18 protein-coding genes, 1 pseudogene and 2 riboswitches are annotated in these 23,507 nt (G+C 69.5%); of the genes and pseudogenes, 9 read left to right on the top strand and 10 right to left on the bottom strand.

From position 1 onward, the window contains the following. Window positions 1-13: 13 nt before the first annotated feature. From ABZS71_RS04910 to ABZS71_RS04870, 9 genes are all read right to left on the bottom strand, one after another. The gene (locus ABZS71_RS04910) at window positions 14-2,311 is read right to left on the bottom strand and encodes a xanthine dehydrogenase family protein molybdopterin-binding subunit (protein ID WP_356207637.1); all 2,298 of its coding nucleotides are present in this window, start codon (window positions 2,309-2,311) and stop codon (window positions 14-16) included. After that, window positions 2,308-2,781: a (2Fe-2S)-binding protein gene (locus tag ABZS71_RS04905; RefSeq protein ID WP_356207635.1), complete on the bottom strand. Its 474-nt coding sequence runs from the start codon at window positions 2,779-2,781 to the stop codon at window positions 2,308-2,310. Before ABZS71_RS04905 ends, ABZS71_RS04910 begins: the two co-directional genes overlap by 4 nt. Before the next feature lie 9 nt (window positions 2,782-2,790). Continuing rightward, window positions 2,791-3,645 carry an FAD binding domain-containing protein gene (locus ABZS71_RS04900; RefSeq protein ID WP_356207634.1) on the bottom strand — a complete coding sequence of 285 codons (855 nt, stop codon included), beginning with the start codon at window positions 3,643-3,645 and terminating at the stop codon, window positions 2,791-2,793. Window positions 3,646-3,778: 133 nt separating this feature from the next. Then, window positions 3,779-4,444: a molybdopterin converting factor subunit 1 gene (gene moaD, locus ABZS71_RS04895; protein WP_355842653.1), complete on the bottom strand. Its 666-nt coding sequence runs from the start codon at window positions 4,442-4,444 to the stop codon at window positions 3,779-3,781. A gap of 32 nt (window positions 4,445-4,476) precedes the next feature. Continuing rightward, window positions 4,477-5,466 carry a GTP 3',8-cyclase MoaA gene (gene moaA, locus ABZS71_RS04890; protein ID WP_356207868.1) on the bottom strand — a complete coding sequence of 330 codons (990 nt, stop codon included), beginning with the start codon at window positions 5,464-5,466 and terminating at the stop codon, window positions 4,477-4,479. A gap of 40 nt (window positions 5,467-5,506) precedes the next feature. Further along, window positions 5,507-7,045, bottom strand: coding sequence for an aldehyde dehydrogenase family protein (locus tag ABZS71_RS04885; RefSeq protein ID WP_356207633.1), 1,539 nt, complete (start codon window positions 7,043-7,045; stop codon window positions 5,507-5,509). A gap of 14 nt (window positions 7,046-7,059) precedes the next feature. After that, entirely contained in the window at window positions 7,060-7,740 is a 681-nt protein-coding gene (gene npdG / locus ABZS71_RS04880) for an NADPH-dependent F420 reductase (RefSeq protein ID WP_356207632.1), read from the bottom strand. A gap of 27 nt (window positions 7,741-7,767) precedes the next feature. After that, window positions 7,768-8,868 (bottom strand): DUF917 domain-containing protein, encoded by a 1,101-nt coding sequence (locus ABZS71_RS04875; protein WP_356207631.1) that lies wholly within the window; start codon window positions 8,866-8,868, stop codon window positions 7,768-7,770. Between the two features lie 39 nt (window positions 8,869-8,907). Then, window positions 8,908-10,452, bottom strand: coding sequence for a hydantoinase/oxoprolinase family protein (locus ABZS71_RS04870; RefSeq protein ID WP_356207630.1), 1,545 nt, complete (start codon window positions 10,450-10,452; stop codon window positions 8,908-8,910). 531 nt (window positions 10,453-10,983) lie between these two features. Here ABZS71_RS04870 and ABZS71_RS04865 point away from each other — a divergent pair. From ABZS71_RS04865 to ABZS71_RS04850, 4 genes are read left to right on the top strand one after another with little or no spacing between them, the layout of a single operon-like run. Continuing rightward, on the top strand, window positions 10,984-11,928 hold the full coding sequence (locus ABZS71_RS04865; RefSeq protein ID WP_355842638.1) for an LLM class flavin-dependent oxidoreductase: 945 nt from the start codon (window positions 10,984-10,986) through the stop codon (window positions 11,926-11,928). Between the two features lie 13 nt (window positions 11,929-11,941). Beyond that, window positions 11,942-12,253, top strand: coding sequence for a hypothetical protein (locus ABZS71_RS04860; protein ID WP_355842635.1), 312 nt, complete (start codon window positions 11,942-11,944; stop codon window positions 12,251-12,253). A gap of 42 nt (window positions 12,254-12,295) precedes the next feature. Further along, window positions 12,296-13,432: an XdhC/CoxI family protein gene (locus ABZS71_RS04855; protein WP_356207628.1), complete on the top strand. Its 1,137-nt coding sequence runs from the start codon at window positions 12,296-12,298 to the stop codon at window positions 13,430-13,432. 3 nt (window positions 13,433-13,435) lie between these two features. Then, complete coding sequence (locus ABZS71_RS04850; protein WP_356207626.1) at window positions 13,436-14,149, top strand: SRPBCC family protein; 714 nt, start codon at window positions 13,436-13,438, stop codon at window positions 14,147-14,149. Between the two features lie 84 nt (window positions 14,150-14,233). On the opposite strand, the gene ABZS71_RS04845 is transcribed toward ABZS71_RS04850, so the two are convergent. Further along, window positions 14,234-15,607, bottom strand: coding sequence for a dipeptidase (locus ABZS71_RS04845; protein WP_356207625.1), 1,374 nt, complete (start codon window positions 15,605-15,607; stop codon window positions 14,234-14,236). Window positions 15,608-15,983: 376 nt separating this feature from the next. Further along, a riboswitch (glycine riboswitch) is annotated at window positions 15,984-16,080 on the top strand. A 331-nt stretch (window positions 16,081-16,411) separates the two neighbouring features. Next, window positions 16,412-16,507, top strand: a riboswitch (glycine riboswitch). Window positions 16,508-16,658: 151 nt separating this feature from the next. Between ABZS71_RS04845 and gcvP the strand changes: the two genes are divergently transcribed. The 5 genes and pseudogenes from gcvP to recQ all read left to right on the top strand — a co-directional run bounded on the left by gcvP (window position 16,659) and on the right by recQ (window position 23,473). After that, complete coding sequence (gene gcvP, locus ABZS71_RS04840; RefSeq protein WP_356207624.1) at window positions 16,659-19,511, top strand: aminomethyl-transferring glycine dehydrogenase; 2,853 nt, start codon at window positions 16,659-16,661, stop codon at window positions 19,509-19,511. 31 nt (window positions 19,512-19,542) lie between these two features. Continuing rightward, on the top strand, window positions 19,543-20,643 hold the full coding sequence (gcvT, locus tag ABZS71_RS04835; RefSeq protein ID WP_356207622.1) for a glycine cleavage system aminomethyltransferase GcvT: 1,101 nt from the start codon (window positions 19,543-19,545) through the stop codon (window positions 20,641-20,643). Between the two features lie 23 nt (window positions 20,644-20,666). Continuing rightward, a complete protein-coding gene (gcvH, locus tag ABZS71_RS04830; protein WP_355842620.1) occupies window positions 20,667-21,041 on the top strand; it encodes a glycine cleavage system protein GcvH in 375 nt (124 codons plus the stop codon). A gap of 1 nt (window position 21,042) precedes the next feature. Next, a pseudogene (locus tag ABZS71_RS04825) lies at window positions 21,043-21,300 on the top strand (serine hydroxymethyltransferase); the annotation flags it as partial. 313 nt (window positions 21,301-21,613) lie between these two features. Continuing rightward, window positions 21,614-23,473 (top strand): DNA helicase RecQ, encoded by a 1,860-nt coding sequence (gene recQ, locus ABZS71_RS04820; RefSeq protein WP_356207621.1) that lies wholly within the window; start codon window positions 21,614-21,616, stop codon window positions 23,471-23,473. The last annotated feature ends 34 nt before the right edge of the window (window positions 23,474-23,507 follow it).

The raw sequence follows: 23,507 nt of genomic DNA, 5'->3' as shown, positions 1-23,507 counted from the left end.
CTTTCACCAGCGGTCAGTCATCCGAGCCGATCTCCTCGTCCCGGCGGCGCAGCGCGGCGAGCACGTCGAACGGCGTGAGCGGGAGCGACCGCAGCGGGGTGCCGATCGCGTCAGCGACGGCGCAGCCGATGACGGCGGCGACCGGGATGATGGGCGGCTCCGCCACTCCCTTGGCGCCCAAGGGTCCGTACGGGCAGGGGTTCTCCAGAATCGCGATCTCGATCGGCGGTACGTCGAGTGCGGTCGGCAGCCGGTAGGTCTCCAGGCCGCTGTCCACGACGACCCCGTCGCTGACCCGCAGGTTCTCGTAAAGGGCGTAACCAATACCCTGCGCCACACCGCCCTGGATCTGGCCCTCGATCATCTGCGGGTTGATGGCCCGGCCGACGTCCTGTACGACGACGTAGCGGGTGACCCGTACCTGCCCGGTGTCCGGATCGACCTCCACCTCGGCCAGGTGTGCGTGGTAGGAGGCCGCGCTGAAGTGCGTGAACGCCGCCCCCACCATGCAGCCCGCGTCGAACGGCACCGGCGGGGCGACGAACTTGCCGGCCGCCGAGATCGGGCCGGACGCCCACATCGCGGTCGCGGCGACCGCGGCCAAGCTGACCCGCCGTCCCGGCGCGCCCGCCACACCTACGTGGCCGTCGACCAGCTCCAGGTCCTCCGGGGCGGCCTCGAGCATCCCGGAGGCCACGTCCAGCACCTGCTCGCGGACCTGCGCCGCGGCGTCGAGCGCCGCGCTGCCCGCCCCGAAGGTCGTCCGGCTGCCCTGGGCGCCGTGGTCGTAGCCTGCCGCGTCGGTGTCGGCAGGCGTCACCAGCACATCCTCGAACGGCACGCCCAGCTCGCCGGCGACTATCTGACGGATTCCGGTGGCTACCCCGCCGGTGCCGATCTCGGCGGCCGCGCTGGTCACCGTGACCGTACCGTCCTCGCCCAGCTTGACCGTCGCTGCGGCCGGACCGGGGTTGGTGACCCAGGTCATCGGCACCACCGCGATGCCCCGCAGCGGCCGGCGCGTGGCGGTCAGCTCGTCCCACGGCGCGATCTCGTCGGCCTTGGCCAGTGCCTGCTCGAGGAAGGCGTCGTCGAGTTGCTGGCCGTTGACCATCTGCTCGCCGGCCTTCAGGACATTGCGCAGTCGCAAACCCCGCCGGTCGAGGCCGAGTTCACGAGCGATGTGGTCCAGGTGCATCTCCTGGGCGAAGACGCAGTAGTTACCGTTGACGCCCCGGAACGCGGCGGTGGGCGCGGTGTTGGTGTAGACGACCTTGCTGACGTAGCGGACGTTGGGGATCCGGTAGGTCCCGCCGAGGGCGAGCGGTGCCAAGTTCGAGCACGCCACTGTCTCGCCGCTGGAGTTCGCGCCGTTGTCGCAGAGGATCACGCCCTCCTGGGCGAGGATGGTGCCGTCCTTTGCCACCGCAGTACGCAGGCGGACGATGGCGTTCTCCCTCGGGCCGCAGGTGGCCTGCTCCTCGGCCCGGCTGTTCACCACTCGCACCGGACGCCCGGCCTTGCGCGCCAGGACGCATGCAATCGGCTCGAGCATCGCGTCCAGCTTGCCGCCGAACCCGCCGCCGATGGTGGGCACCATGACCCGCACACTGGAGGGGCGGACGCCGAGCAGTTCGCCGACCCGCCCACGTACCAGGAAGGGGAACTGGGTCGGGGTGTGGACGATGTAGCGGCCCTGCTCGTAGCGGGCGACGGCGGCGTGCGGCTCGATCGAGCACTGATGCTGGCGGGGGGTGCGGTACTCGTCCTCGACCACCAGATGAGCCGAGGCGAAAGCGGCCTCCACCTCGCCCTGTTCGACCCGCGCCTCCCAGGCCAGGTTCCCGCCGCGGGGCCCCTCCAGGAGGGTCTCGTAGCTCTCCCAGTCGGGGTGGATGACCCTTGCGTCGTCGGCAAGTGCCGATTCGAGATCGTAGACCGGTTCGAGCGGGTCGATCTCCAATGCGATCGCGGCGATCGCCGCGTCGGCCTGCTCGGCGGTGTCCGCGGCGACCGCGGCGATCGGCTCGCCGACGTAGCGGATCTCGCCGCGGGCGAACACCGTCTGGTCCTTGAGGACGAGCATGCCGGACAGACCCGGTGTGTCGGCCGCGGTGGCGACCGCCCGGACCCCCGGGATCTTCTCCGCCCGGCCGGTGTCCAGCCGGGTGATCCGCGCGGCCGGCACGGAGGAGCGCAACACTCGGACCACCAGTGCGCCCGGTTCGGTGTAGTCCATGCCGTACACCGCGGTTCCGCGCACCTTCGCGTCCCCGTCCGCTCGGCGGACGCTGGTACCCACGACTGTCATCGCCGGCCTCCATCGGTTCCGGCGGCGCGCAGTGCCGCATCGACGATCTTCTGGTAGCCGGTGCAGCGGCAGATATTACCGGTCAGGGACTGGCGCACGATGTCCTCCGTCAGGTCGCGGCCCTGCTCCACGAGCGCGGTCAGGGTCATCGCCACGCCCGGTATGCAGGCCCCGCACTGCACTCCGCCGGCGTCGAGCAGCGCGTCCTGGACGGGGCTGAGCGGGCCGTCCGCGCCGGCCAGCGATTCCACGGTGCGCACCGAGCGTCCTTCCACGGTGGACACGGGGAGCAGGCAGGACCCGACGGGCTGATCGTCGAGCAGGACGGTGCACGCGCCGCACCGTCCCTCACCGCAGCCGGGTTTGGCTCCGGTGAGGCCCAAGCGCTCGCGCAGTACCTCCAGCAGTGGTGTCAGCCCTGGGACGTCGACATCGACGCCTCGGCCGTTGAGCGTGAACGCGTACGACACGACATCCTCCTAGGCGACAAGTTCCGCGCACGCGCGGCGCGCCAGCGACGGCAGCACCTCGCGGCGGTACCAACCGGGGGCGTCCAGACCGTCCCTCGGCGTGCAGTCGGCCGCGGCCAGCCGGCCCGCCTTCTCACCGGCGGCGGCCGACGGCCGGTAGCCGACCAGCGCGTCGGCCGCGGCGTGCGACAGCCGGGCGACAGGTTCCACGGATCCGATCGCCACGCGCGCCGCGGTGACGACTCCGTCGGGATCGAGATCCACACAGACGCAGACATTGGCGATGGCGTACTCGCCGCCGCCGCGCACGGTCAGGCGGACGAACGCGGAGCGACGGGTGACCGGCGCCGCAACCAGCGCCCGCACGATGATTTCGTCCGCGGGCCGCTGCGCTCGCTCACGCAGGTAGTCGCCGAGCGGCACGGTCGCCCGGCCCCGCGGCGAGGCCGTCTCGAGCCGGGCGTCGAGAGCGAGCAGGGCGGGCACCAGATCCGCCTCCGCGAACCCGGTCGCACCGATGTTGCCGCCCAGCGTCGCCACGTTCCGCACCTGGGGGAACGCGGACTGACCTGCCGCGCCGACCAGCCCCGCGAGCGCGGCGGGCAGTGCGCAGGACGCGAGGTCGGTGTGCGTCGTGAGTGCGCCCAGCGAAACCTCCTCGCCCGACTGGATCGCGCGCAGCTCTGCGATGCCATTCAGGGAGACGTAGCAGGAACGCTGGTCCTCACCCCGCAAGGAGGAGCGCATCACCCAGGTTCCAGCGGCCAGCGCCGCTCCGCGGTCACCGAGGTCGGCCAGTGCGCGCACCGCCTCGTCGACCGAGGTGGCCGGTAGTACCTCGCAACTGTTCGTGGTCGTACTCACCAAATCACCTCGCGGTGTTGTGTTTTCAGAGCCTCGAGCCAATCAGTGTCCGTTGCCGCTCGGAGCGGACGTGGCGGACATGGCGGGAACGCAGGCCGCGGCGTGGGCTGCGTGAGGGGTCCGAACCCGGGGCTCATGGACCCATGCCAATCCACTCGGCGCCGTCCGGAGAGATCTCCTTCTTCCAGATCGGCACTTCTTCCTTGAGCAGCTCGATGCACATCCGAGCCGCCTCGAACGCTTCTGCCCGATGCGGGGCGGATGCGGCGATGACGACGGCCGCTTCGCCGATCTCGAGTGGACCGGTGCGATGAGCGACCGCGACACGGACCCCGGTCGCGATGGACTGGCACCGGTGGACGATGTCGGCCAGGGTCTTGAGGACCATGCCCGGGTAGGCCTCGTATTCCAGGCGCGTCACCTGCCTGCCCTGGTTGTGGTCCCGCACGGTGCCGATGAACACAACGGTGCCCCCCTGCCCCGGCCCCGTGACAGCGGCCAGGACTTCGTCCACGCTGAGGGGCTGTTCGCTGAGGCGGCAGTAGGGCTCGGCGCCACCGGCCACCGGGGGGATCATCGCGACGACGTCACCATCGGCCAAGGGCTGCTCCGCGGATGCGAAGTCTTCGTTCACGGCCGCTTTGACATGGCGGCGGACACCCGCCAGGCCAGGGTGCGTGTGGCACAGCTGGTCGATGAGCCGGCCGAGTGTCGTACCGTCGGCGACGGTGACCTTCTCCTCGTGGGCACCGACGAACCGTTCGCGCAGCGCACCGAAATACAGCACGCGGATCTGCATGGAGGTCCTCTTTCTCTCCCTGGAAGGAGCTCTCAGCCCCCGATGGCGGACATCGGCCTGCTCGGCTGCAGGAATCCCAGGTCGTCGATGCCCGCACCCGCCTTCTTCGTCCACATCGCGGCTCTCCACTGTTCGGCGATCTCCTCATCGGTGGCTCCGGCACGCAGCGGGGTGCGCAGATCGGACTCCTCCCGCGCGAACAGGCAGTTGCGAATCTGGCCGTCCGCGGTGAGCCGCGTCCGGTCGCAGGAGCCGCAGAACGGCCGGGTCACGCTGGCGATGGCACCGACCCGCCCCGGACCGCCGTCCACCAGCCAGGATTCCGCCGGGGCACTGCCACGAAGCCCCTCGCCCTCCGGGGCGAGGTCGAACACCGCCGACAGCGAGTCGAGGATCTCCGCGGCGGTCACCATGCCGTCACGGCTCCAGCGGTGCTGCGCGTCCAGCGGCATCTGTTCGATGAAGCGCAGCTCGTACCCCCGCTCCAGACACCAGCGCAGCAGCTCGGGTGCCTCGTCGTCGTTGACGCCGCGCATGAGCACCGCGTTCACCTTGACCGGCCGCAGGCCCGCGGCGTCAGCCGCCGCGAGCCCAGCGACCACATCGGCCAGTCGGTCCCGCCGCGCGAGCTTGCGGAACCTCTCGGGCACCAACGTGTCCAGGGAGACGTTGACGCGGTCGAGGCCCGCCTCGCGCAGCGGCACGGCGAGGCGGGCCAGGCCGATACCGTTGGTGGTCAACGACATCTGGGGCCGTGGCTGAAGCGTGGCGACCCGGCCGACCACATCGAGCAGGTCACGCCGCAGCAGTGGCTCGCCGCCGGTGAAGCGGATCTCCCGTACGCCGAGCTGCGTCACCGCGATGCGGATCAGTCGGACGATCTCGTCCGCGGTCAGCAGCTCGGGTTTGGGAAGCCAGTCCAAACCCTCGGCGGGCATGCAGTACGTGCAGCGCAGGTTGCACCGATCCGTCAGCGATACCCGAAGGTCGGTCGCCACCCGGCCGTAGGTGTCGACGAGCATTGGTGTCTGCTCGGTGATCCGGCCCATGCGGTGCCTCGTCTCAGGTCGCGGGATGCAGGGTGTAGGACGGGAAGTTGCCGTGCAGCGGGTCGTCAGGCGCGCCGTCGGTCACCGCCCGCACGAGCAGCTCCCCTCCCACGAATGCGCCGCGCCACGAGGCTCCGTTGCCGCCGAAGACCTCCTCGCGGTCGCCGCGGGACCGCGGCTTGTTGATCCCCACCTTGAACGCCTGCAACTGCCTGCCCAGCCGCTGGGCCGTCGCCTCGTCGTCGCAGGCGAGGGACGCGACCAGGGCTCCGTTGCTGGCGTTCATCGCGGCGAGCAGCTCGGCTTCGGTGTCGACGAGCACGATGGTGTCGACGGGGCCGAACGGTTCGGCGTGGAAGAGCGCGGACGAGCTCGGGGGGCTCAGGATCGCGGCCGGCGCCAGGTAGGCGGAGCGGTCCTGGCCGTCGATGAAGCGGCCTTGGCCGACCTCTCCCCGGTACAGGGGAACACCGCCCCGGTCGAGGGTCTCCGCCACGGCGTCGTTCAACTCTTTGACCTTGGCGGCGTTGATGAGTGGCCCGTAGTCGAGATCGGGCAGAGCGTCGTCCGGTGCAGCGACCGCGAGCGGGTGCCCGAACCGGACCTCGTCCAGCACGGGCAGGTAGGCCGCGAGGAAGTCGTCGAACAGCGAGCGCTGCACCACGTAGCGGGGGTAGGCGGTGCACCGCTGCTTGGCGTAGTCGAAGCTCTTGCGCAGATGGCCGGCGAGTGTCTTCCAGTCGCTGAACTCCCACACCCCCCAGCAGTTCAGACCTTCCTGCTCCAGGATGTGCCGCTTGCCCTGGTCGACGAGGCTCTCGACCTGGCTCCCGGCCGCGCGTCCGCCGACGAACGAGACGCAGCTGATCTCCGGTGCCGCCACCAGGGCCGGGGCGAGCGTCCTCCCGGAACCGCTGACCAGCGTGATGGGCAGGCCCTCACCCGCTGCGAGCGCGCAGGCCAGCGTCAGGCAGGCCAGTCCGCCGTCGGTCGGCGTCTTCGCGATCACGGCGTTGCCGGCGAGCAACTGGACGAGCATGGCGTGCATCAGCACGCTCATCGGGTAGTTCCAGCTAGCGATGTTGCTGACCGGTCCCGCCAGTGGCGTGCGGCCGACGAGCATCCGGTCGATTTCCTCGACGTACCACCGCACTCCGTCGATGCAGCGGTCCACGTCGGCGGTTGCCAAGCGCCACGGCTTGCCGATCTCCCACACCAGCAGCAGGGACAGCAGGTCCCGGTGGGCCTCGAGCGCGTCCAGCGCGGCCGTGACCCTGGCCTTGCGCTCCGCGAGCGGCACCTGCCGCCACTCGCGGTGCGCCTGCGCGGCGGCGGCGACCGCGGCGGAGGCCTCCTCCGGACTCAGAAATGGCGGTCCGGCGATCTCAGTTCCGTCGACCGCGGAGGTCGCCGGGATCGGGGCACCGTCGCGGCGCCACTGGCCGCCCCACAGGTTGAGGACGCGGTCGTCGTGGAAGGCCTCCGGCGCAACCGCCATGCAACGCGCGTAGGCATCCGTCCAGGCCGTGCCGGGCTTGACGATGAGAGACATGTGCACCTCCGCGTTCAGTGACTTCTGGTCAGGCCGGTGACAGCGAGGCCGGAGTGCGTCGTGTACTTCTTGTTGATCGAGATGAGCACCGCTGTCAGCGGTTCGAGCTGGCGGGCCAGACGCAATGCCCCGGCGTCCACTCCGGTCCGGCCGGTGACCGTGCGGACGAGCTCCTGAACGACGCCCTTCGCGGCCGCGTCGTCACCGCAGACGAGGACGTCCTCGTCCTTGAGGTACTCGGCGTCGCCGAGCAGGCTCACCGCGGACACGTGGTGGAATGCCCCGACCACGCGGCTGCCCGGCAACAACGCTGCGGCCTGTTCGGCGGCACTGCCCTGGCTCACCGGCAGGCCGTACGGGCCGCGTTTGTCGAACCCCAGCGGATTGACGCAGCTGATCACGATCTTGCCGGCCAGCTCGTCGCGCAGACCTTCCACGAGCTCGGCGTGGCCGTTCCATGGAACGGCCAGCACGACGACATCATTGACCTCGGCGGCCGTGGCATTGGACGTCCCGGTGACGGCCCGGTCCACGCGAAGTCTGGCGCCCAGCTCCTGGGCCGCCTCCTGCGCCCGCTCGGGCGAACGGGATCCGAGGAAGACCCGGTGTCCGGCGCGGGCGAACCGGTACGCCAGTCCCTTGCCCTGCGGGCCCGTGCCACCGATCACGCCGATGGAGTAAGTCTGCGACTGCATGGGTGCTCCTGGGTGTTTTGGTCCGCGTCACAGCGGCGCGAGCTTCTCGACCGGCGTCCAGTCGTGGTCCAGGCCGAAGGCCCGGGGACCGAAGACGTCCAGCGCCTCGGGGGTACGCATGATCGCCGGCGTGGAGATGGCGACCACCCGAACGCGCTGCCCGTAGCGCAGCGCCTCGGTCGTGATCGGCGTCGCGGTCTCGGCATCGAGCACCGAGATGAGGTCCGGGACGATCGCGAGCAGCTTTCCGTCGCTGCGGGCCACCAAGTGCTCGTTCTGGAAGGTGAGCTCCACCTTCGTCGCGCCGTCGAACGTCGCGATGGTCGCGGTGCCGCGGACGAACCCGTCGGCGCTGCGGCGCTCGATGTCGACGACCTTGCCCTCGAGCAGGATGCGTGCGTGCTCGTAGATGGTGCCGGACAGGTAGTCGATCAACGCCTGAAACGGATCCCGCTGGCTCTCCCTGGCCTCCCGGATCACCCTGCCGATGCGGAGGGCCAGCGTCATGGTCCCCGGGATCGCGGTGCGCTTCACGTCGGCGCCGCTCATGGGGTATTCGGCGATGTAGGAGACGCCGCCCATCCGGATCGTCACTCCGCGCGCGAACCACTCCATGCTGCGGTTGTCATCGCCGGTGTCGATGATCGTCACGTTCTGGCGCTCGTCGCAGATCGCGATCGGTGAGCCCGCGACCCCGTACACCCCGAAGGTCTCCATCTGCAGCTCGGGGAAGGCGCGTCCCATCCCGTCGCCGTCGACGATCGGCAGCCCGGTGCGCGCCGCGACCAGCAGCGGGACCATGGAGTTCAGGCCGCCGCACTCCATCGGAATGATGGCATCGGCCTTCCTGCCGAGATGCTGCTCCAGCCGGCGCAGTGCCGTCACCGGCTCGTCCCCGCCGGGGATCTTCTCAATGACGACGGTCGGTGCGCCCATGAAGGCGCTGGCGATGACGAGCGCCTCGTCGTCGACCTCCTCCGGCTCGATCAGCCGGATGGTGCGGCCGCGCCGCAGTTCCTCGGCCACCAGCAGCGTCCCGATGTAGGGATCTCCGCCGCCACCGGTCCCCAGCAGGGCGGCGCCCCGCGCCAGGTCTTCCACGTCGTGAAGTTCAATCGTGTACGCCATGTTCCTGTTGTCCTTTCGATCGCCCGACACCGCGCCGCCTCACCGGGCGAGGATGAGGTCTCCCACTGCCTTGACCCGGATGCGTGTCGCGTTGCCCGGCAGGTAGGCCAGGGGGACTTCATCGACATCCACGATCTGCACCGACGAGCGGCTGGCACCGGCCGACACCGCTTTGTCGACGGCCTCTTGCTTGGCCTCGTCGAGCACGGCGTCCCGCTGGCCGGGCTGGATCGAGTACATGCGGTCGATCTCACCGCCCACCTGCGCGATGGCCGCGCCGATCGCGTTCGCGGTGGCGAAGAACTCCGGCCGCCGCACCTCACCGACGCCGGGGAGGCTCTCCGGGACAAGGATGCTGCCGCCGCCGACGGCCACCACGGCGATGGGCTCGGAGCTGGTGCGCACCCGGTCCACCACGTTGGTCATGTCCTCGGAGATCCGCTGCAACACGGCGTCGATGAACGACCGGTCGAGATGGCGGACCAGGCTCCGGTCCCCGATGTCGGCTATCCCGGCAGCCACCGCTATATCGGTGCAGGTCAGCGTGTCACCTCCGAACACCAGAGCCTTCTCGGTCAGCCGGTAGCCGACGCTGTCGGGGCCGACGCCGAACGGCTCGGCCCGTACGCGACTGCCTCCGCCGATACCGATCGAGAGGACGTCGGGCATACGGAAGTTGGTGCGGATACCGCTCACGCTGACCTCGGTCGAGGCTTCGTGCGGGAAGCCGTTGCGGAGCATGCCCACATCCGTCGTGGTGCCGCCGACGTCCACCACGGCGCAGTCGCGCAGGCCGGACAGGAAGGCCGCGCCGCGCATCGAGTTCGTCGGTCCGGAAGCGAAGGTGGCGACCGGGTAGCTGCGCGCGTAGTCGACGTCCATGAGGGTGCCGTCGTTCTGGCTGAGGAACAGGGGCGCATCGATCCCCGCGCTGCTCACGGCGTCCGCCAAGCCGCGGCAGATGTGGTCGGCGAGATCGCTCAGGCAGGCGTTGATGATGGTGGCGTTCTCGCGCTCCAGCAGGCCCATACGCCCGATCTCATGAGACAGGCTCAGCGACACCCCGGGGAGGAGTCCTGTGAGGATCTCGGCGGCCTCACGTTCGCACTCCTCGTTCACCGGGGAGTACACCGAGGAAATCGCGATGCTGCGCACCCCCTGCGCAGCGATCTCCTCAGCCGTCCTGGCCAGCTCGTCGCGGCTCAGCGGAGCGATCCGCCGCCCGTCGATCTCGTGCCCGCCGTGGCACATGTAGGCCCGGCCGTCGATCGCCCGCACCAGGCGTTCGGGCCAACTCGACATCGGGGGCAGGGCTGCGGTCGCCGGCAGCCCGAGCCGGATCGCAGCCGTCGGGGCAAGGCGGTTTCCCTCCACGATCGCGTTGATGAAATGCGTCGTGCCGATCATGACGCCCTGGATCGCCGATGCTGCGTATTGCGTACTCGTCAGCAAGAATTTCAATGCCTCGGCGATGCCCGTCGTCACGTCTTCAGTGGTTGCGACCTTGGTGTGCGCGCACACCCGATCGCCGTCCATGAGGACCGCGTCGGTATTCGTCCCACCTACATCAATACCAATGCGCATCGGCTCTCCATTGTTGTGTCCGGCAGGCCTCAGCCTCGTACCTTGTCCGCAGCGACGCAGCATGTCTGCGGACGAACGCAATTACCTTCGGCCTGCATGGACCTTAGATTCGGCGCACCCGACGGGTCATTGTGCTTTCTGCGACCAATGGAGCCGGAAATTGTGCAACCCGCCCGACACGGCCTGACGACCAGCGGCGTCACGCAGAGTGATCGACTCGGGCCGCGGCGCACTGCTTCGGCGGGCTGCGGAATGTCCCGCTCCGCCCCCGCCGGGCCACCCTTGCGAGATGCACAAGTTCTCGCGAGGAATCGTGGGAAGCGCCGAAGACCAGCAGGTCCGGGGCTCATAGTTTTCGGGACATGGGGCCGGGGCGTCTCCCCGGCCACCGCTGATCCACTTCGGCGTTCGTCCCCGGCCCCTCACCTTAGGAGGAGCGATGCTTGAGCAATCTGCGGTGCGGCACCCACGGGTGGGCGTGCGATGAACGCAGCGACTGACATGCCGGTCGGGCTGGTCCTGGGAAGCCATATGCCCGCCAAGGACATCGTGGCCATGGCCCGCCAGGCCGAAGATCTCGGTTTCGGAGAAATGTGGTTCTCCGAGGACTGTTTCTTCTCCGGTGGAATTGCCGGGGCCGCCGCGGCGCTTGCGGGGACCAACCACTTGCCGCTCGGTCTCGGAATCGTCTCCGCGGTGACTCGGCACCCCGCGATCCTGGCCATGGAACTCGCCACTCTCGACGTACTGTTTCCGGGCCGCATTTACGGCGGTATTGGGCACGGTGTGCCTGCCTGGCTGGACCAGATGGGCCTCATGGCGCCGGCGCCATTGAAAACCCTTCGCCAATGCGTGACCGGCGTCAGGCAGCTGCTTGACGGCAAATCGCTCACCGAAGAGGGCCACTTCAAGTTCGACAACGTCGAGCTGACGTACCCGGCGGCCACCCGCGTGCCGCTCTACACCGGGGTGGTGAACGAGAAGGGGCTGCGGGTGTCGGGCGCGGTCGCCGACGGCACGATCCTGTCGGTCCTGGCCAGCCCGGCCTACGTCGAGTGGGCCAAGGCCCGGATCGCCGAAGGTGCCGAAAAAGCCCAGCGCACCGACCCGCACCGGCTGGTGACCTACACCATCTTCTCGGTCCACTCCGACTCCAAGGTCGCCAGGGCCGCGGTGCGCGAATCCATCGCCTTCTACCTCGCTGCGATGCCCAACAGCGCCCTGTCGCAGGTGTACGGGATCCAGGACGAGCTCACGGAGCTGCTGGCGGCCGGCGGAGCCGAGGCTGTCGCGCGGGACATGCCCGACTCCTGGATCGATGACCTGGCGGTCGCCGGCGACCCTGACGAGTGCGCTGCGAAGCTGCGCCGCCTGCTCGACGCCGGCTCCGACTCCATCGGGCTGTGGCTGTTCCCGGCGGACCAGGCCGGCGAGGTCGCCGAGCTCACCGCCCGCGAAGTGCTCCCCCGACTCTGACGAAAGGACCCTCATGCCGTACCGCGTCTTCTTCCTCAACAAGCTCCGCGAAGGTGTCGACCCGGCCGACTACGAGAGCTGGATTCGGCGCACCGACTACCCCGTCGCCCGCCGGCACCCGGCGATCCAGCGCTACGAGGTCACCAGGCTCGAGGCGACGCTGGACGACGGCTCCCCCTCCTACGACTACCTCGAGGTGCTGGAGGTCGTCGGAATCGAGGAGTACCGCAAGGCGCTGGCCACACCGGAGTTCGAGCAACTCTTGGGCGAGTGGTCGGAGTTCATCGCCTCCTCCGAGGCGGTCCACGGTGGAGTGATCGAGTGACCCTCCGCCGGTCGGCGGCCCCTCGTACCAAGGAAGCGACGTATGCGTGACGTCCTGCACGCCATCACCGGCTGGTACGACTCCGGGGAGCGGTTCGCCCTCGGCACCGTGATCCATACCTCCCGCAGTGCGCCCCGCGGCCCGGGGGCGGCCATGGCCGTCTCCGCCGCGGGCGAGGCAGTGGGCAGCGTATCGGGCGGCTGCGTCGAGGGCGCCGTGTACGAAGCCGCTCAACTCGCCATCGACAGCGGCGAACCGGCGCTCGAGAAGTACGGGGTGAGCGACGACGAGGCCTTCGCTGTTGGCCTCACCTGCGGTGGAACCATCCACGTCTTCGTGGAGCCGGTCGACCGGACGACGCTCCCGGAGTTGGGCGAGGTCGTCGCGTCGATCGAACGGAGCGAGCCGGTGGCGGTGGCGACCGTGGTCGACGGCCGGGGCCGGCTCGGCGCTCACCTCGCGCTGTGGCCTGACCGCGCCTCCGGCTCGCTCGGCGACGAGCGGCTCGACCACGCGGTGACCGAGGACGCCCGCGCCATGCTGGCCCAGGCGCAGACCGGCACCCGGCATTACGGGCTGCACGGGGAGCGACGCCACGACGATGTGTCGGTGTTCGTGCAGTGCTACACGCCCGCTCCCAGGATGCTGGTGTTCGGTGCCATCGACTTCGCCTCCGCCGTGGCCAGGGTCGGAGTCTTCCTCGGCTACCACGTCACCGTCTGCGACGCCAGACCGGTGTTCGCGACCCGCAGGAGGTTTCCTGAGGCGCATGAAGTGGTCTGCGAGTGGCCACACCGGTATCTGGCCCGGACGGATATCGACGAGCGCACGGTGATCTGCGTCCTTACTCACGACCCCAAGTTCGACATACCGCTGCTCCAGGTCGCACTCGGGACGCCGGCCGCCTACATCGGTGTGATGGGCAGCAGACGGACCCACCGCGACCGGACCGACCGGCTCCGGGAGCAGGGGGTCACCGACGACGAGTTGCGGCGGCTCGCGTCGCCAATCGGTCTGGACATCGGTTCGCACACCCCGGAGGAAACCGCGATATCCATCGCGGCCGAGATCGTCCAATCCCGGGCGGGTGGAACCGGCGAGCGCCTGTCGCGGATCGATGGCCCCATTCACCGCGGAAGTGCCCGACCGACCGCATTGCTGGCAGATCTCAGGGAGTGATCCATGCAGCTCGAAAACACCTTCACCGTACCCCTGCCCGCGGACCAGGCGTGGCCGGTCCTGCTCGATGTCGAGCGGGTGGTGGCATGCGTTCCAGGGGCGACACTGGACTCTGTCGACGGCGATGACATCTCGGCGCGGATGCGCGTCAAGCTCGGCCCGATCATGATGACCTACCGAGGCCAGGCCCGATTCGTGGTCAGGGACGAGATCGCTCGCCGGGTCGTCATCGAAGCAACCGGTAAGGACAGCAAGAGCGCCGGAACCGCAAGTGCGACGGTGGAGACATCCCTGCGTGAACGCGGCAACGAGACCGAGGTCCACGTGATCACGCAGCTCAAGTTGACCGGGAAGCCCGCACAGTTCGGCCGCGGGGCCATTCAGGATGTCTCGTCGGCGTTGATCGATCGGTTCGCCCAGGCTCTGTCTGCCGAGCTGGCCACCTCTGAGTCGGCCACCTCTGAGCCGTCACAAGACAAGGACGCCCACCAGGACGCTGTGTCGCAGCTCCCCGCAGCGGCATCCAACGGCGGCGGCGCTCCCACCAGCCTCACGGCTCCCGCCACCGCGGGGACTCGCCTCCGTGTCGCGGAAGACCACCTGGATCTGCTCGAGGCGGTCGGTCCCGTGGCGAGGCGAATCGTGCCAAGGCTTGCCGGCGCGACACTGCTCATCGTCCTCTCGATTCTCCTGGCCTGGTATTTCACCAGCAATTGATCGGTCTGCGCAGGCCGGTCAACCGGCTCGTCGGCGGGGCCCCGAAGAGGGGCCCCGCCGACGGCCACTGCCGCCCGCCGGCCGTCAGCTCCTCTTCGAATCCGCGTACCTGATCAGGAACAGCGCCTCGGTGAGCGAGAGCCGCTCCAGCTCTTGAGGCGACACGCTTTCGTTCACCGCGTGGATCTGCGCCTCCGGCTCGCTAAGGCCGATCAATAGGATCTCCGCCTTCGGGTAAATCGAGGCCAGTGTGTTGCAAAGCGGGATCGAGAAGCCTTGACCGGCGACTTGCATCTCCTCCCCCGGGTAGGCGATCCGCATGGCCTCCGCCATCGATGTGTACGCCGGGCTGGTGGTGTCCACTTGGAACGGCTGCCCCTGGCCAACCTGCTCCACCGCGACCCGCGCACCCCAGGGGACCTTGGCATCGAGATGCGCGGTCAGCAGTGTGGCCGCCCCAGCCACTTCGGTCCCTGGTGGCACCCGCAGGCTGACCAGCGCGCGTGCGGACGCCTGAATCGACGCAGTGGCGCCGGTCGCCGACGGGCAGTCGATGCCGAGCACAGTGACGGACGGCCGCGCCCACAGACGGTCCGCGATCGTTCCGCTACCCGTCAGTGCCACCCCTGTGAGAACCCCGGCGTCCCGCCGGAAGTCCTCCTCCTGGTACTGCAGTCCCTCCCATGTTCCGTCCGCGGCCAGTCCATCCACGGTCGTCGAGCCGTCCTCGTCCCGCAGCGAGTCGAGGACGCGGATCAGCGCGGCGAGCGCGTCGGGCGCGGCTCCACCGAATTGGCCTGAGTGGAGATTGCCCTCAAGAGTGTTCACCTCCACGCGCATCAACGCCATGCCGCGCAGAGTCGCGGTGACTGTCGGCAGCCCGGCACGGAAGTTGCCGGCGTCACCGATGACGATCGCGTCGGCCGAAAGCAGTTCCGGGTGCTGCTCGGCGTACTGCTGCAGGCCTCCGGTGCCCTGCTCCTCCGAACCTTCTACGACAACCTTGACGCCGACCGGTATCCCGCCATTGGCCTTGAGCGCACGCAGCGCGAGAATGTGCATGATCAGGCCGCCCTTGCAGTCGGCCGCACCACGCCCGTACCAGCGCCCGTCGCGCTCGGCAAGCTCGAACGGGGGCGAGAGCCAGGCGGATTCATCAAGTGGTGGCTGCACATCGTAGTGGGCGTAAAGCAGCACGGTCCGGGCATCCGCAGGGCCGGGAAGATATCCGTATACGGAACGCGTACCGTCCGGGGTGTCCAACAGTGCGACGTCCCTGAACCCCTCCGCGCGGAGCAGGTCGGCGACCCAATTCGCGGCGGCCTCGCACTCACTCTTCGGGAACTGGGCGGGGTCGGCCACGGACTGGAATGCAACCAGTTCGGCGAGCTCAGTCTTGGCGCGCGGCATGAGCGACGCGATGGTCTCGGCCAGCGCGGTCGCGGGCGGGGAGGTCATCGATATCTCCTCGTAGGTGCTACAGGGTTACGCGGGTCACGGCCGCAATCACCCGGAGCTCGGCGCGTCTTTGGGCCGCCCTTGGGGACGGCCTGGTGATCGGGGGCCCGCCGGCATTGGGGCGGCGTGCACGACAGCCGTGCCCCGACGGCGGACGCTGTTCCCGGAAAGAAAACGCGTATCCAGAAAATAGGCCGCCACTCCCAGCACATCTCCGTGGACTCCTACAAATCATTACGCAGAACCATGCAGTCTGCACCGCAGTGTCGGGCTATCGACCGGACGGCCATCAGCTACGTCGCGGGGCACTTGACGGCCGCATGGGGTGCCCGTAAGTTGCCGTCCGAAGGATCGGACAACAAAGACTCCGAGCTGAAGATTCTGTGCGGGAGAGTCCACGTTCTGTGTTGGCGTGGCGCCGAAGGAGCAAATCCTCCCCGGAAACTCTCAGGCCTCGTTACCGCGCAGAGGAGGCGAACTCTGGAAAGCAGGCGCTCACGCGCCTCGCCCACGGTGCAAGCCGCGGATTCCCGCGGCGAAGCTCTCAGGCCAATGACAGAGGGGGAGGCTCACTCGGCCGCACGGGCTCCTGCCTGTGCTCGACACTCGAGGAGGTCTCCATGGTTCGCTGTACCCCGTCTACGTTCAACCTTCGCGCATGGTCTCTCGGAGCCCGGAACACCTCGCCGCCCCGGCCCATGACTGCGTCGAGATCACCTGCGTCGCTGCCGCCACCGTGGTGTTCGACCTGATCACGCCCACCTGACCTTTCGGCCAGGCCCGACAACTGAACATCGAGCTGTTCGAACCGAGGCGGGAGAGTCCTCGCCCACCCTTGGCGAGGCGCCGAAGGAGCAACTCTCCCCAGAATCTCTCAGGCCCAACTACCGCTTCGGCGAGGCTCCTCTGGAAAGACAGGACGTCACGTCCTGCGCCCACGGTGCAAACCGCCGGATCCGGTGGTGAAGCTCTCAGGTACCGATGACAGAGCGGGGAGGTCACCCGTCCACGGTGCCGCGTCCGCGGTGCCTCCAACAGGGAGCCTCCCGCCATGACCTCATCCGCGTCCGGCGCGTTCGCCACCCGTCACATCGGCGTCAGCGATGCCGACCGCGCCAAGATGCTGGCCGAAGTCGGCTACCCGACGCTGGCCGCGCTCATTGACGCCGCCGTTCCGAGCGGCATCCGGAGCACCTCCGACCTGAACCTGCCCCCCGCCGCCACCGAGGCCGAGGTGCGCGCCGAGCTGCAGGAGATCGCGAGCAGGAACACTGCGGCCGTCCCGATGATCGGCCTCGGCTACCACGCGACCACCACGCCCGCAGTGATCCGGCGCAACGTGCTGGAAGACCCGGCGTGGTACACCGCCTACACGCCGTACCAGCCGGAGATCAGCCAGGGCCGACTCGAGGCGCTGATCAATTTCCAGACCATGGTCGGCGACCTCACCGGGCTGCCGACTGCCAACGCATCGCTGCTGGACGAGGGTACGGCGGTCGCCGAGGCCGTCACGGTCATGCGCCGCGTCGCAGGCAAGAAGAGCTCCCCCCGCGTCCTGGTCGACCGCGACACCCTGCCGCAGACCCTCGACGTCCTGCGCACGCGTGCAGCCGCGGTCGGCATCGAGATCATCGAGATCGACCTCGCCAAGCCGCTGCCTGAGGACGACTTCTTCGGGATGGTGCTGTCCTACCCCGGGTGCTCGGGCGCGATCCGCGACCTGCGCGAGGTGACCGCTGCGGCACGGGCACGCGGGGCGCTGGTCACCGTGACCGCCGACCTGCTGGCGCTCACCCTGCTCGTGCCACCGGGGGAGTACGGCGCCGACATCGTCGTGGGATCGTCCCAGCGGTTCGGTGTCCCCCTGTTCTACGGCGGGCCGCACGCCGGCTACATCGCGGTCCGCGCAGGGCTCGAACGTCACCTGCCCGGCAGGCTCGTGGGCGTGTCCGTGGACGACGCCGGCCGGCCGGCGTACCGCCTCGCCCTGCAGACCCGCGAGCAGCACATCCGGCGCGACAAGGCGACCTCCAACATCTGCACGGCGCAGGTGCTGCTCGCCGTGGTCGCGTCGATGTACGCCGTCTACCACGGCCCCGACGGTCTGACCGAGATCGCCCGGCGGACGCACCGGTACGCCACGCTCATCGCCGCGGGCCTGCGGGCGAGCGGGATCACGGTGGTGCACCGCGAGTTCTTCGACACCCTGCTGGTGCGGGTCCCCGGCCGTGCCGAGGAGGTCGTCGCGGCCGCGCACGACAAGGGCCTGCGGGTGCGGCTGGTGGACGGCGACCACGTCGGCGTCTCCTGCTCCGAGGCCACCACGGAGGACCACGTCCGCCTCGTACTCGACGCCTTCGGCTGGGCCGGCGACGGCCTGGACGGGCTGGCGGCCGGCGCCCCGGCGGCGCTGCCGTCGGGGCTGCGCCGCACCTCCCCCTTCCTCACCCACCCGGTCTTCCACCAGCACCGCTCCGAGACCTCGATGCTGCGCTACCTGCGCAAGCTCGCCGACCGGGACTTCGCGCTGGACCGCGGCATGATCCCGCTCGGGTCCTGCACGATGAAGCTCAACGCGACCACAGAGATGGAGCCGGTCAGCTGGCCCGGGTTCGCCGACCTGCACCCGTTCGCGGCCATCACGGACGCGGCCGGGTACATGGCCCTGACGGAGCAGCTCGAGACCTGGCTGGCCGAGGTCACCGGCTACGCCAAGGTCTCCATCCAGCCCAACGCCGGATCGCAGGGCGAGCTCGCGGGCCTGCTGGCGATCCGCGCCTACCACCGGAGCAACGGCCAGGCCGGACGCGACGTATGCCTGATCCCGGCAAGCGCGCACGGCACCAACGCCGCCTCGGCCGCCCTGGCCGGCATGCGCGTCGCCGTGGTGGCGTCACGGCCCGACGGCACGGTCGACCTCGACGACCTCGAGGCCAAGTGCGCGAAGCACGCCGACGACCTGGCCGCGATCATGGTGACCTACCCCTCGACGCACGGCGTCTACGAGGAGAGCATCACCCGGCTGTGCGAGCTGGTGCACGAGTACGGCGGACAGGTGTACGTCGACGGCGCCAACCTCAACGCGCTGCTCGGGGTCGCCAAGCCCGGTGAATTCGGCGGCGACGTGTCACACCTCAACCTCCACAAGACGTTCTGCATCCCGCACGGCGGCGGCGGGCCGGGCGTCGGCCCGGTCGCCGTGCGCGCGCACCTCGCGCCGTACCTGCCCACCCACCCGCTGCACCCCGACACGGAGCGCCGCGACGGGATCGGGGCGGTGAGCGCCGCACCGTTCGGCAGCGCCGGCATCCTGCCGATCCCGTGGGCCTACATCCGGATGATGGGCGCCGAGGGGCTGACCGAGGCGACCCAAACTGCCGTGCTGAGCGCCAACTACGTCGCCCGTCGGCTCGCGCCGCACTTCCCGGTCCTGTACGCCGGGGAGGACGACCTCGTCGCGCACGAGTCCATCCTCGACGTACGCCCGATCACCGCCGCCACGGGTGTGACGGTCGACGACATCGCCAAGCGGCTCATCGACTACGGCTTCCACGCACCGACGATGAGCTTCCCGGTCGCCGGGACGCTGATGGTCGAGCCGACGGAGAGCGAGAGCCTGCAGGAGCTGGACCGCTTCTGCGAGGCCATGATCGCGATCCGCGCGGAGATCGACCTGGTGGCCAAGGCCGTCTGGACCCTCGAGGAGAGCCCGCTGCGACGGGCACCGCACACCGCCGCCGCGATCGCCGGCGAGTGGACCCGAGCCTACTCCCGCGAGCGGGCCGCCTTCCCGGCGGGCGTCACGCCGGACAAGTACTGGCCGCCGGTTGGCCGGATTGACCAGGCGCACGGCGACCGGAACCTGGTCTGCGCTTGCCCGCCTCCCGAGTCGTTCGAGTCCTGACCCGACCGGTCACTGTCCGAGAGGGACCACCATGTCGAGGAAGACACCCCTGCACGACATCCACGTGGAACTCGGTGCGTCGTTCACCGACTTCGCCGGCTGGGCCATGCCACTGCGCTACACCTCCGAGCTGGCCGAGCATCACGCCGTACGGACCGCCGCCGGAGTCTTCGACCTCACCCACATGGGTGAGATCGAACTGTCCGGTCCCGAGGTGGGCCGGGCCCTCGACCACGCCCTGGTCGGGGAGCCGTCGAAGATCGCCGTCGGCCGCGCGCGCTATTCCATGCTGGTCCACGAGACCGGCGGAGTGCTCGACGACCTCGTCGTCTACCGCCTGGCCGAGGAGAGGTACCTCGTCGTGGCCAACGCCGGCAACGCGCTGGTCGTGCTCTCCTGCCTGCGTGACCGGATCGACGGCTACGTCGCCACGATCCGGGACGCGTCCAGCGAGTGGGCGCTGGTCGCGGTCCAGGGCCCGAAGTCGCCGTCGATCGTCGGCCAACTGGCCGACGTCGACGTGCCGTCGCTGAAGTACTACGCGATCGACCGGGCGCGGCTGGCGGACCGCGAGGTGCTGCTCGCGCGCACCGGCTACACCGGCGAGGACGGGTTCGAGATCTACTGCCGCCCCGAGGACGCGGTGGCCCTCTGGCGGTCCGTCAGCGCAGCGGGCGCGGAGCACGGCCTGGTCCCGTGCGGCCTGGCCTGTCGTGACACGCTGCGCCTCGAGGCCGGCATGCCCTTGTACGGCCAGGAGCTCACCGTCCGCACCACGCCGTTCGACGCGGGACTGGGCCGAGTCGTGGCGTTCGGGAAGCCCGGCGGGTTCGTCGGCGAGGCGGCCCTGGCCGCCCGCCGTGACGAGGGGCCGACCCGCGTGCTGGTCGGGCTGGCCTCGACCTGTCGACGAGCTCCGCGCACCGGCTACGCCGTACTCGACCCGGATACCGGCCAGCGCATCGGCGAGGTCACCTCGGGCGCCTTGTCGCCCACCCTCGGCCACCCCGTGGCAATGGCCTACCTGCCGACCGACTGGAGCGAACCCGGCACGAAGGTGCTCGTCGACATCCGGAACAGTCGGGAGTACGCCGAGGTCGTCCCGCTGCCCTTCTACCGCCGCCCAGCCTGACCACTTCCCGAGGAGAACAGATCATGAGCCTGCCCACCGGCCTGAAGTACACCGACGACCACGAGTGGATCGCCAGTGAGGGGGACCTGTCGACCGTCGGTGTCACCGCCCACGCAGCAGACGCGCTCGGCGACGTCGTCTACCTCGACCTGCCTGCCGTTGGCGCGACGATCAAGGCCGGCGACGCGTGCGGAGAGATCGAGTCGACCAAGTCCGTGAGCGACCTGTTCGCTCCTGCGGACGGCGAGGTCGTCGATGTCAACGAAGCCGCAGTGGCCGACCCCAGCCTGGTCAACACCGACCCGTTCGGAGCGGGCTGGCTGTTCCGGATGCGGATCACCGGTACGCCGGATCTGCTGGACGCCACCGCCTACGCGGCTCTCACAGAAGGAGCCTGAGATGTCTGTGCTGGACCGTCGGCTCGCCGACTTCGACCCAGAGGTGCACGCCAATGTACGTGCCGAGTCGGAGCGTCAGCAGCGCACGCTGGAGATGATCGCGAGCGAGAACTTCGCACCGGTCTCGGTGATGGAGGCGCAGGGCTCCGTCTTGACGAACAAGTACGCCGAGGGCTACCCGGGGCGTCGCTACCACGGCGGTTGTGAGCACGTCGATGTCGTCGAGCAGCTCGCCATCGAACGGGTGAAGGCATTGTTCACCGTGGGCGGCGCGGTCCCCGACGGCGCGCCGGTCGAGGTCGGCGGCGAGCTCACCGTCCTCGTCCGGAGCCGGCCGGTGGCCTTCACCGCGCGGCTCACCGAGGCCACCGCCGGTGCGGCCCACCCTGGCCGCCGACCTCGAGATCGACCGTGATGACTTCGGTATGTCGTTGAACAAGGCCAACCTGATGGGCGGCCTGACCAAGGTGAGCGTCACCGCCCGTTCCACCCGCCGTTAGCCCGGCGGCGGTAAGGGGCGACCGGGGCGGTGCCGGCCCACGCCGGCCCGCGCGGGCCTCTAGAATCGCCGGATGGCTTTCCCCGAAAACGGTCCCGATGTCAGTGAGGCCCTGCGTGTTCTGCACCGCGTCTTCGGCTACGACGCGTTCAGGGGAGGCCAGCAGGAGATCATCGAGCATGTCATAGCCGGTGGTGACGCGCTGGTCCTCATGCCGACCGGCGGCGGCAAGTCGCTGTGCTACCAGATCCCCGCGCTCGTACGGAAGGGCGTCGGCGTCGTCGTCTCGCCGCTGATCGCGCTCATGCAGGACCAGGTCGACGCGCTGCGGAACCTCGGGGTGCGGGCCGGGTTCCTCAACTCCACCCAGGATCTGGACGAGCGGAGGCTGGTCGAGGCCGAGTTTCTCGCGGGCGAGCTGGACCTGCTCTATCTCGCTCCCGAGCGGCTGCGGGTCGAGTCGACGCTGCGGCTGCTGGAGCGGGGCACGGTCTCGCTGTTCGCCATCGACGAGGCGCACTGTGTGGCGCAGTGGGGGCACGACTTCCGGCCCGACTATCTGGCCCTGTCCGAGCTGCATGAGCGCTGGCCCACGGTGCCTCGGATCGCGCTGACCGCGACCGCGACCGAGGCCACCCACGCGGAGATCGCGTCCCGGCTGAAGCTGCAGGACGCCCACCACTTCGTGGCGAGCTTCGACCGCCCGAACATCCAGTACCGGATCGCCCCGAAGAACGAACCCAAGCGGCAGCTGCTGGAGCTGCTGCGCACCGAGCACGCGGGCGACGCGGGCATCGTCTACTGCCTGTCCCGCTCCTCGGTGGAGAAGACCGCCCAGTTCCTGGTGAGCAACGGGATCGAGGCGGTGCCCTACCACGCGGGTCTCGACGCCCGGACCCGCGCCGAGCACCAGGCGCGCTTCCTGCGGGAGGACGGTCTGGTCGTGGTGGCGACGATCGCGTTCGGCATGGGCATCGACAAGCCCGATGTGCGGTTTGTGGCCCATCTGGATCTGCCCAAGTCCGTCGAGGGCTACTACCAGGAGACGGGGCGCGCCGGGCGCGACGGTCTGCCCTCCACCGCATGGCTGGCGTACGGGCTCCAGGACGTCGTCCAGCAGCGGAAGATGATCGACACCTCCGAGGGCGACGACGCCCACCGGCGCCGCCTCGGGGCCCATCTCGACGCGATGCTGTCGCTGTGCGAGACCGTCGAATGCCGCCGGGTCCAGCTGCTCGCCTACTTCGACCAGCAGAGCACCGCGTGCGGCAACTGCGATACGTGCCTCACGCCCCCGGAGTCCTGGGACGGCACGATCGTCGCGCAGAAGCTGCTGTCGACGATCGTCCGGCTGAAGCGGGAGCGGAACCAGAAGTTCGGTGCGGGGCAGATCATCGACATCCTGCTCGGCAAGAAGACCGCCAAGGTCATCCAGTTCGACCATGACACGCTGTCGGTCTTCGGCATCGGCACGGAGCTGCGCGAGGCCGAATGGCGTGGTGTGGTACGGCAGTTGCTGGCCCAGGGGCTGATCGGCGTCGAGGGCGACTACGGCACGCTGGTGCTCACCGACGGGAGCGCCGAGGTGTTGAACCGGCAGCGCGAGGTCAGGCTGCGGCGCGAGCCGGAGCAGGCGGCGCGCGCCGGAAAGGGGAAGTCCGGGGCGCCGGGATCGGCCGGGAAGTCCAAGAAGGCCCCGGTGGATCTGCCGGAGGAGGCCGTACCGGTCTTCGAGGCGCTGCGGACCTGGCGTGGCGCCACCGCGAAGGAGCAGGGGGTCCCCGCGTATGTGATCTTCCACGACGCCACACTGCGCGAGATCGCCATCCTGGCCCCCGCCACGCTCGACGAGCTCGGCACGGTGAGCGGTGTCGGCGAGAACAAGCTCGCGAAGTACGGGCAGCAGATCCTGGACACGCTGGCGGCGGAGTAGCGCGAGGGGTGCGCCGGACGGGCCGGGAGACCCG

Origin of the sequence: Streptomyces sp. NPDC005393, from assembly GCF_040606675.1 — a bacterium.
GTDB lineage: Bacteria > Actinomycetota > Actinomycetes > Streptomycetales > Streptomycetaceae > Streptomyces.
This window is presented reverse-complemented; position numbering and strand designations above follow the sequence as displayed.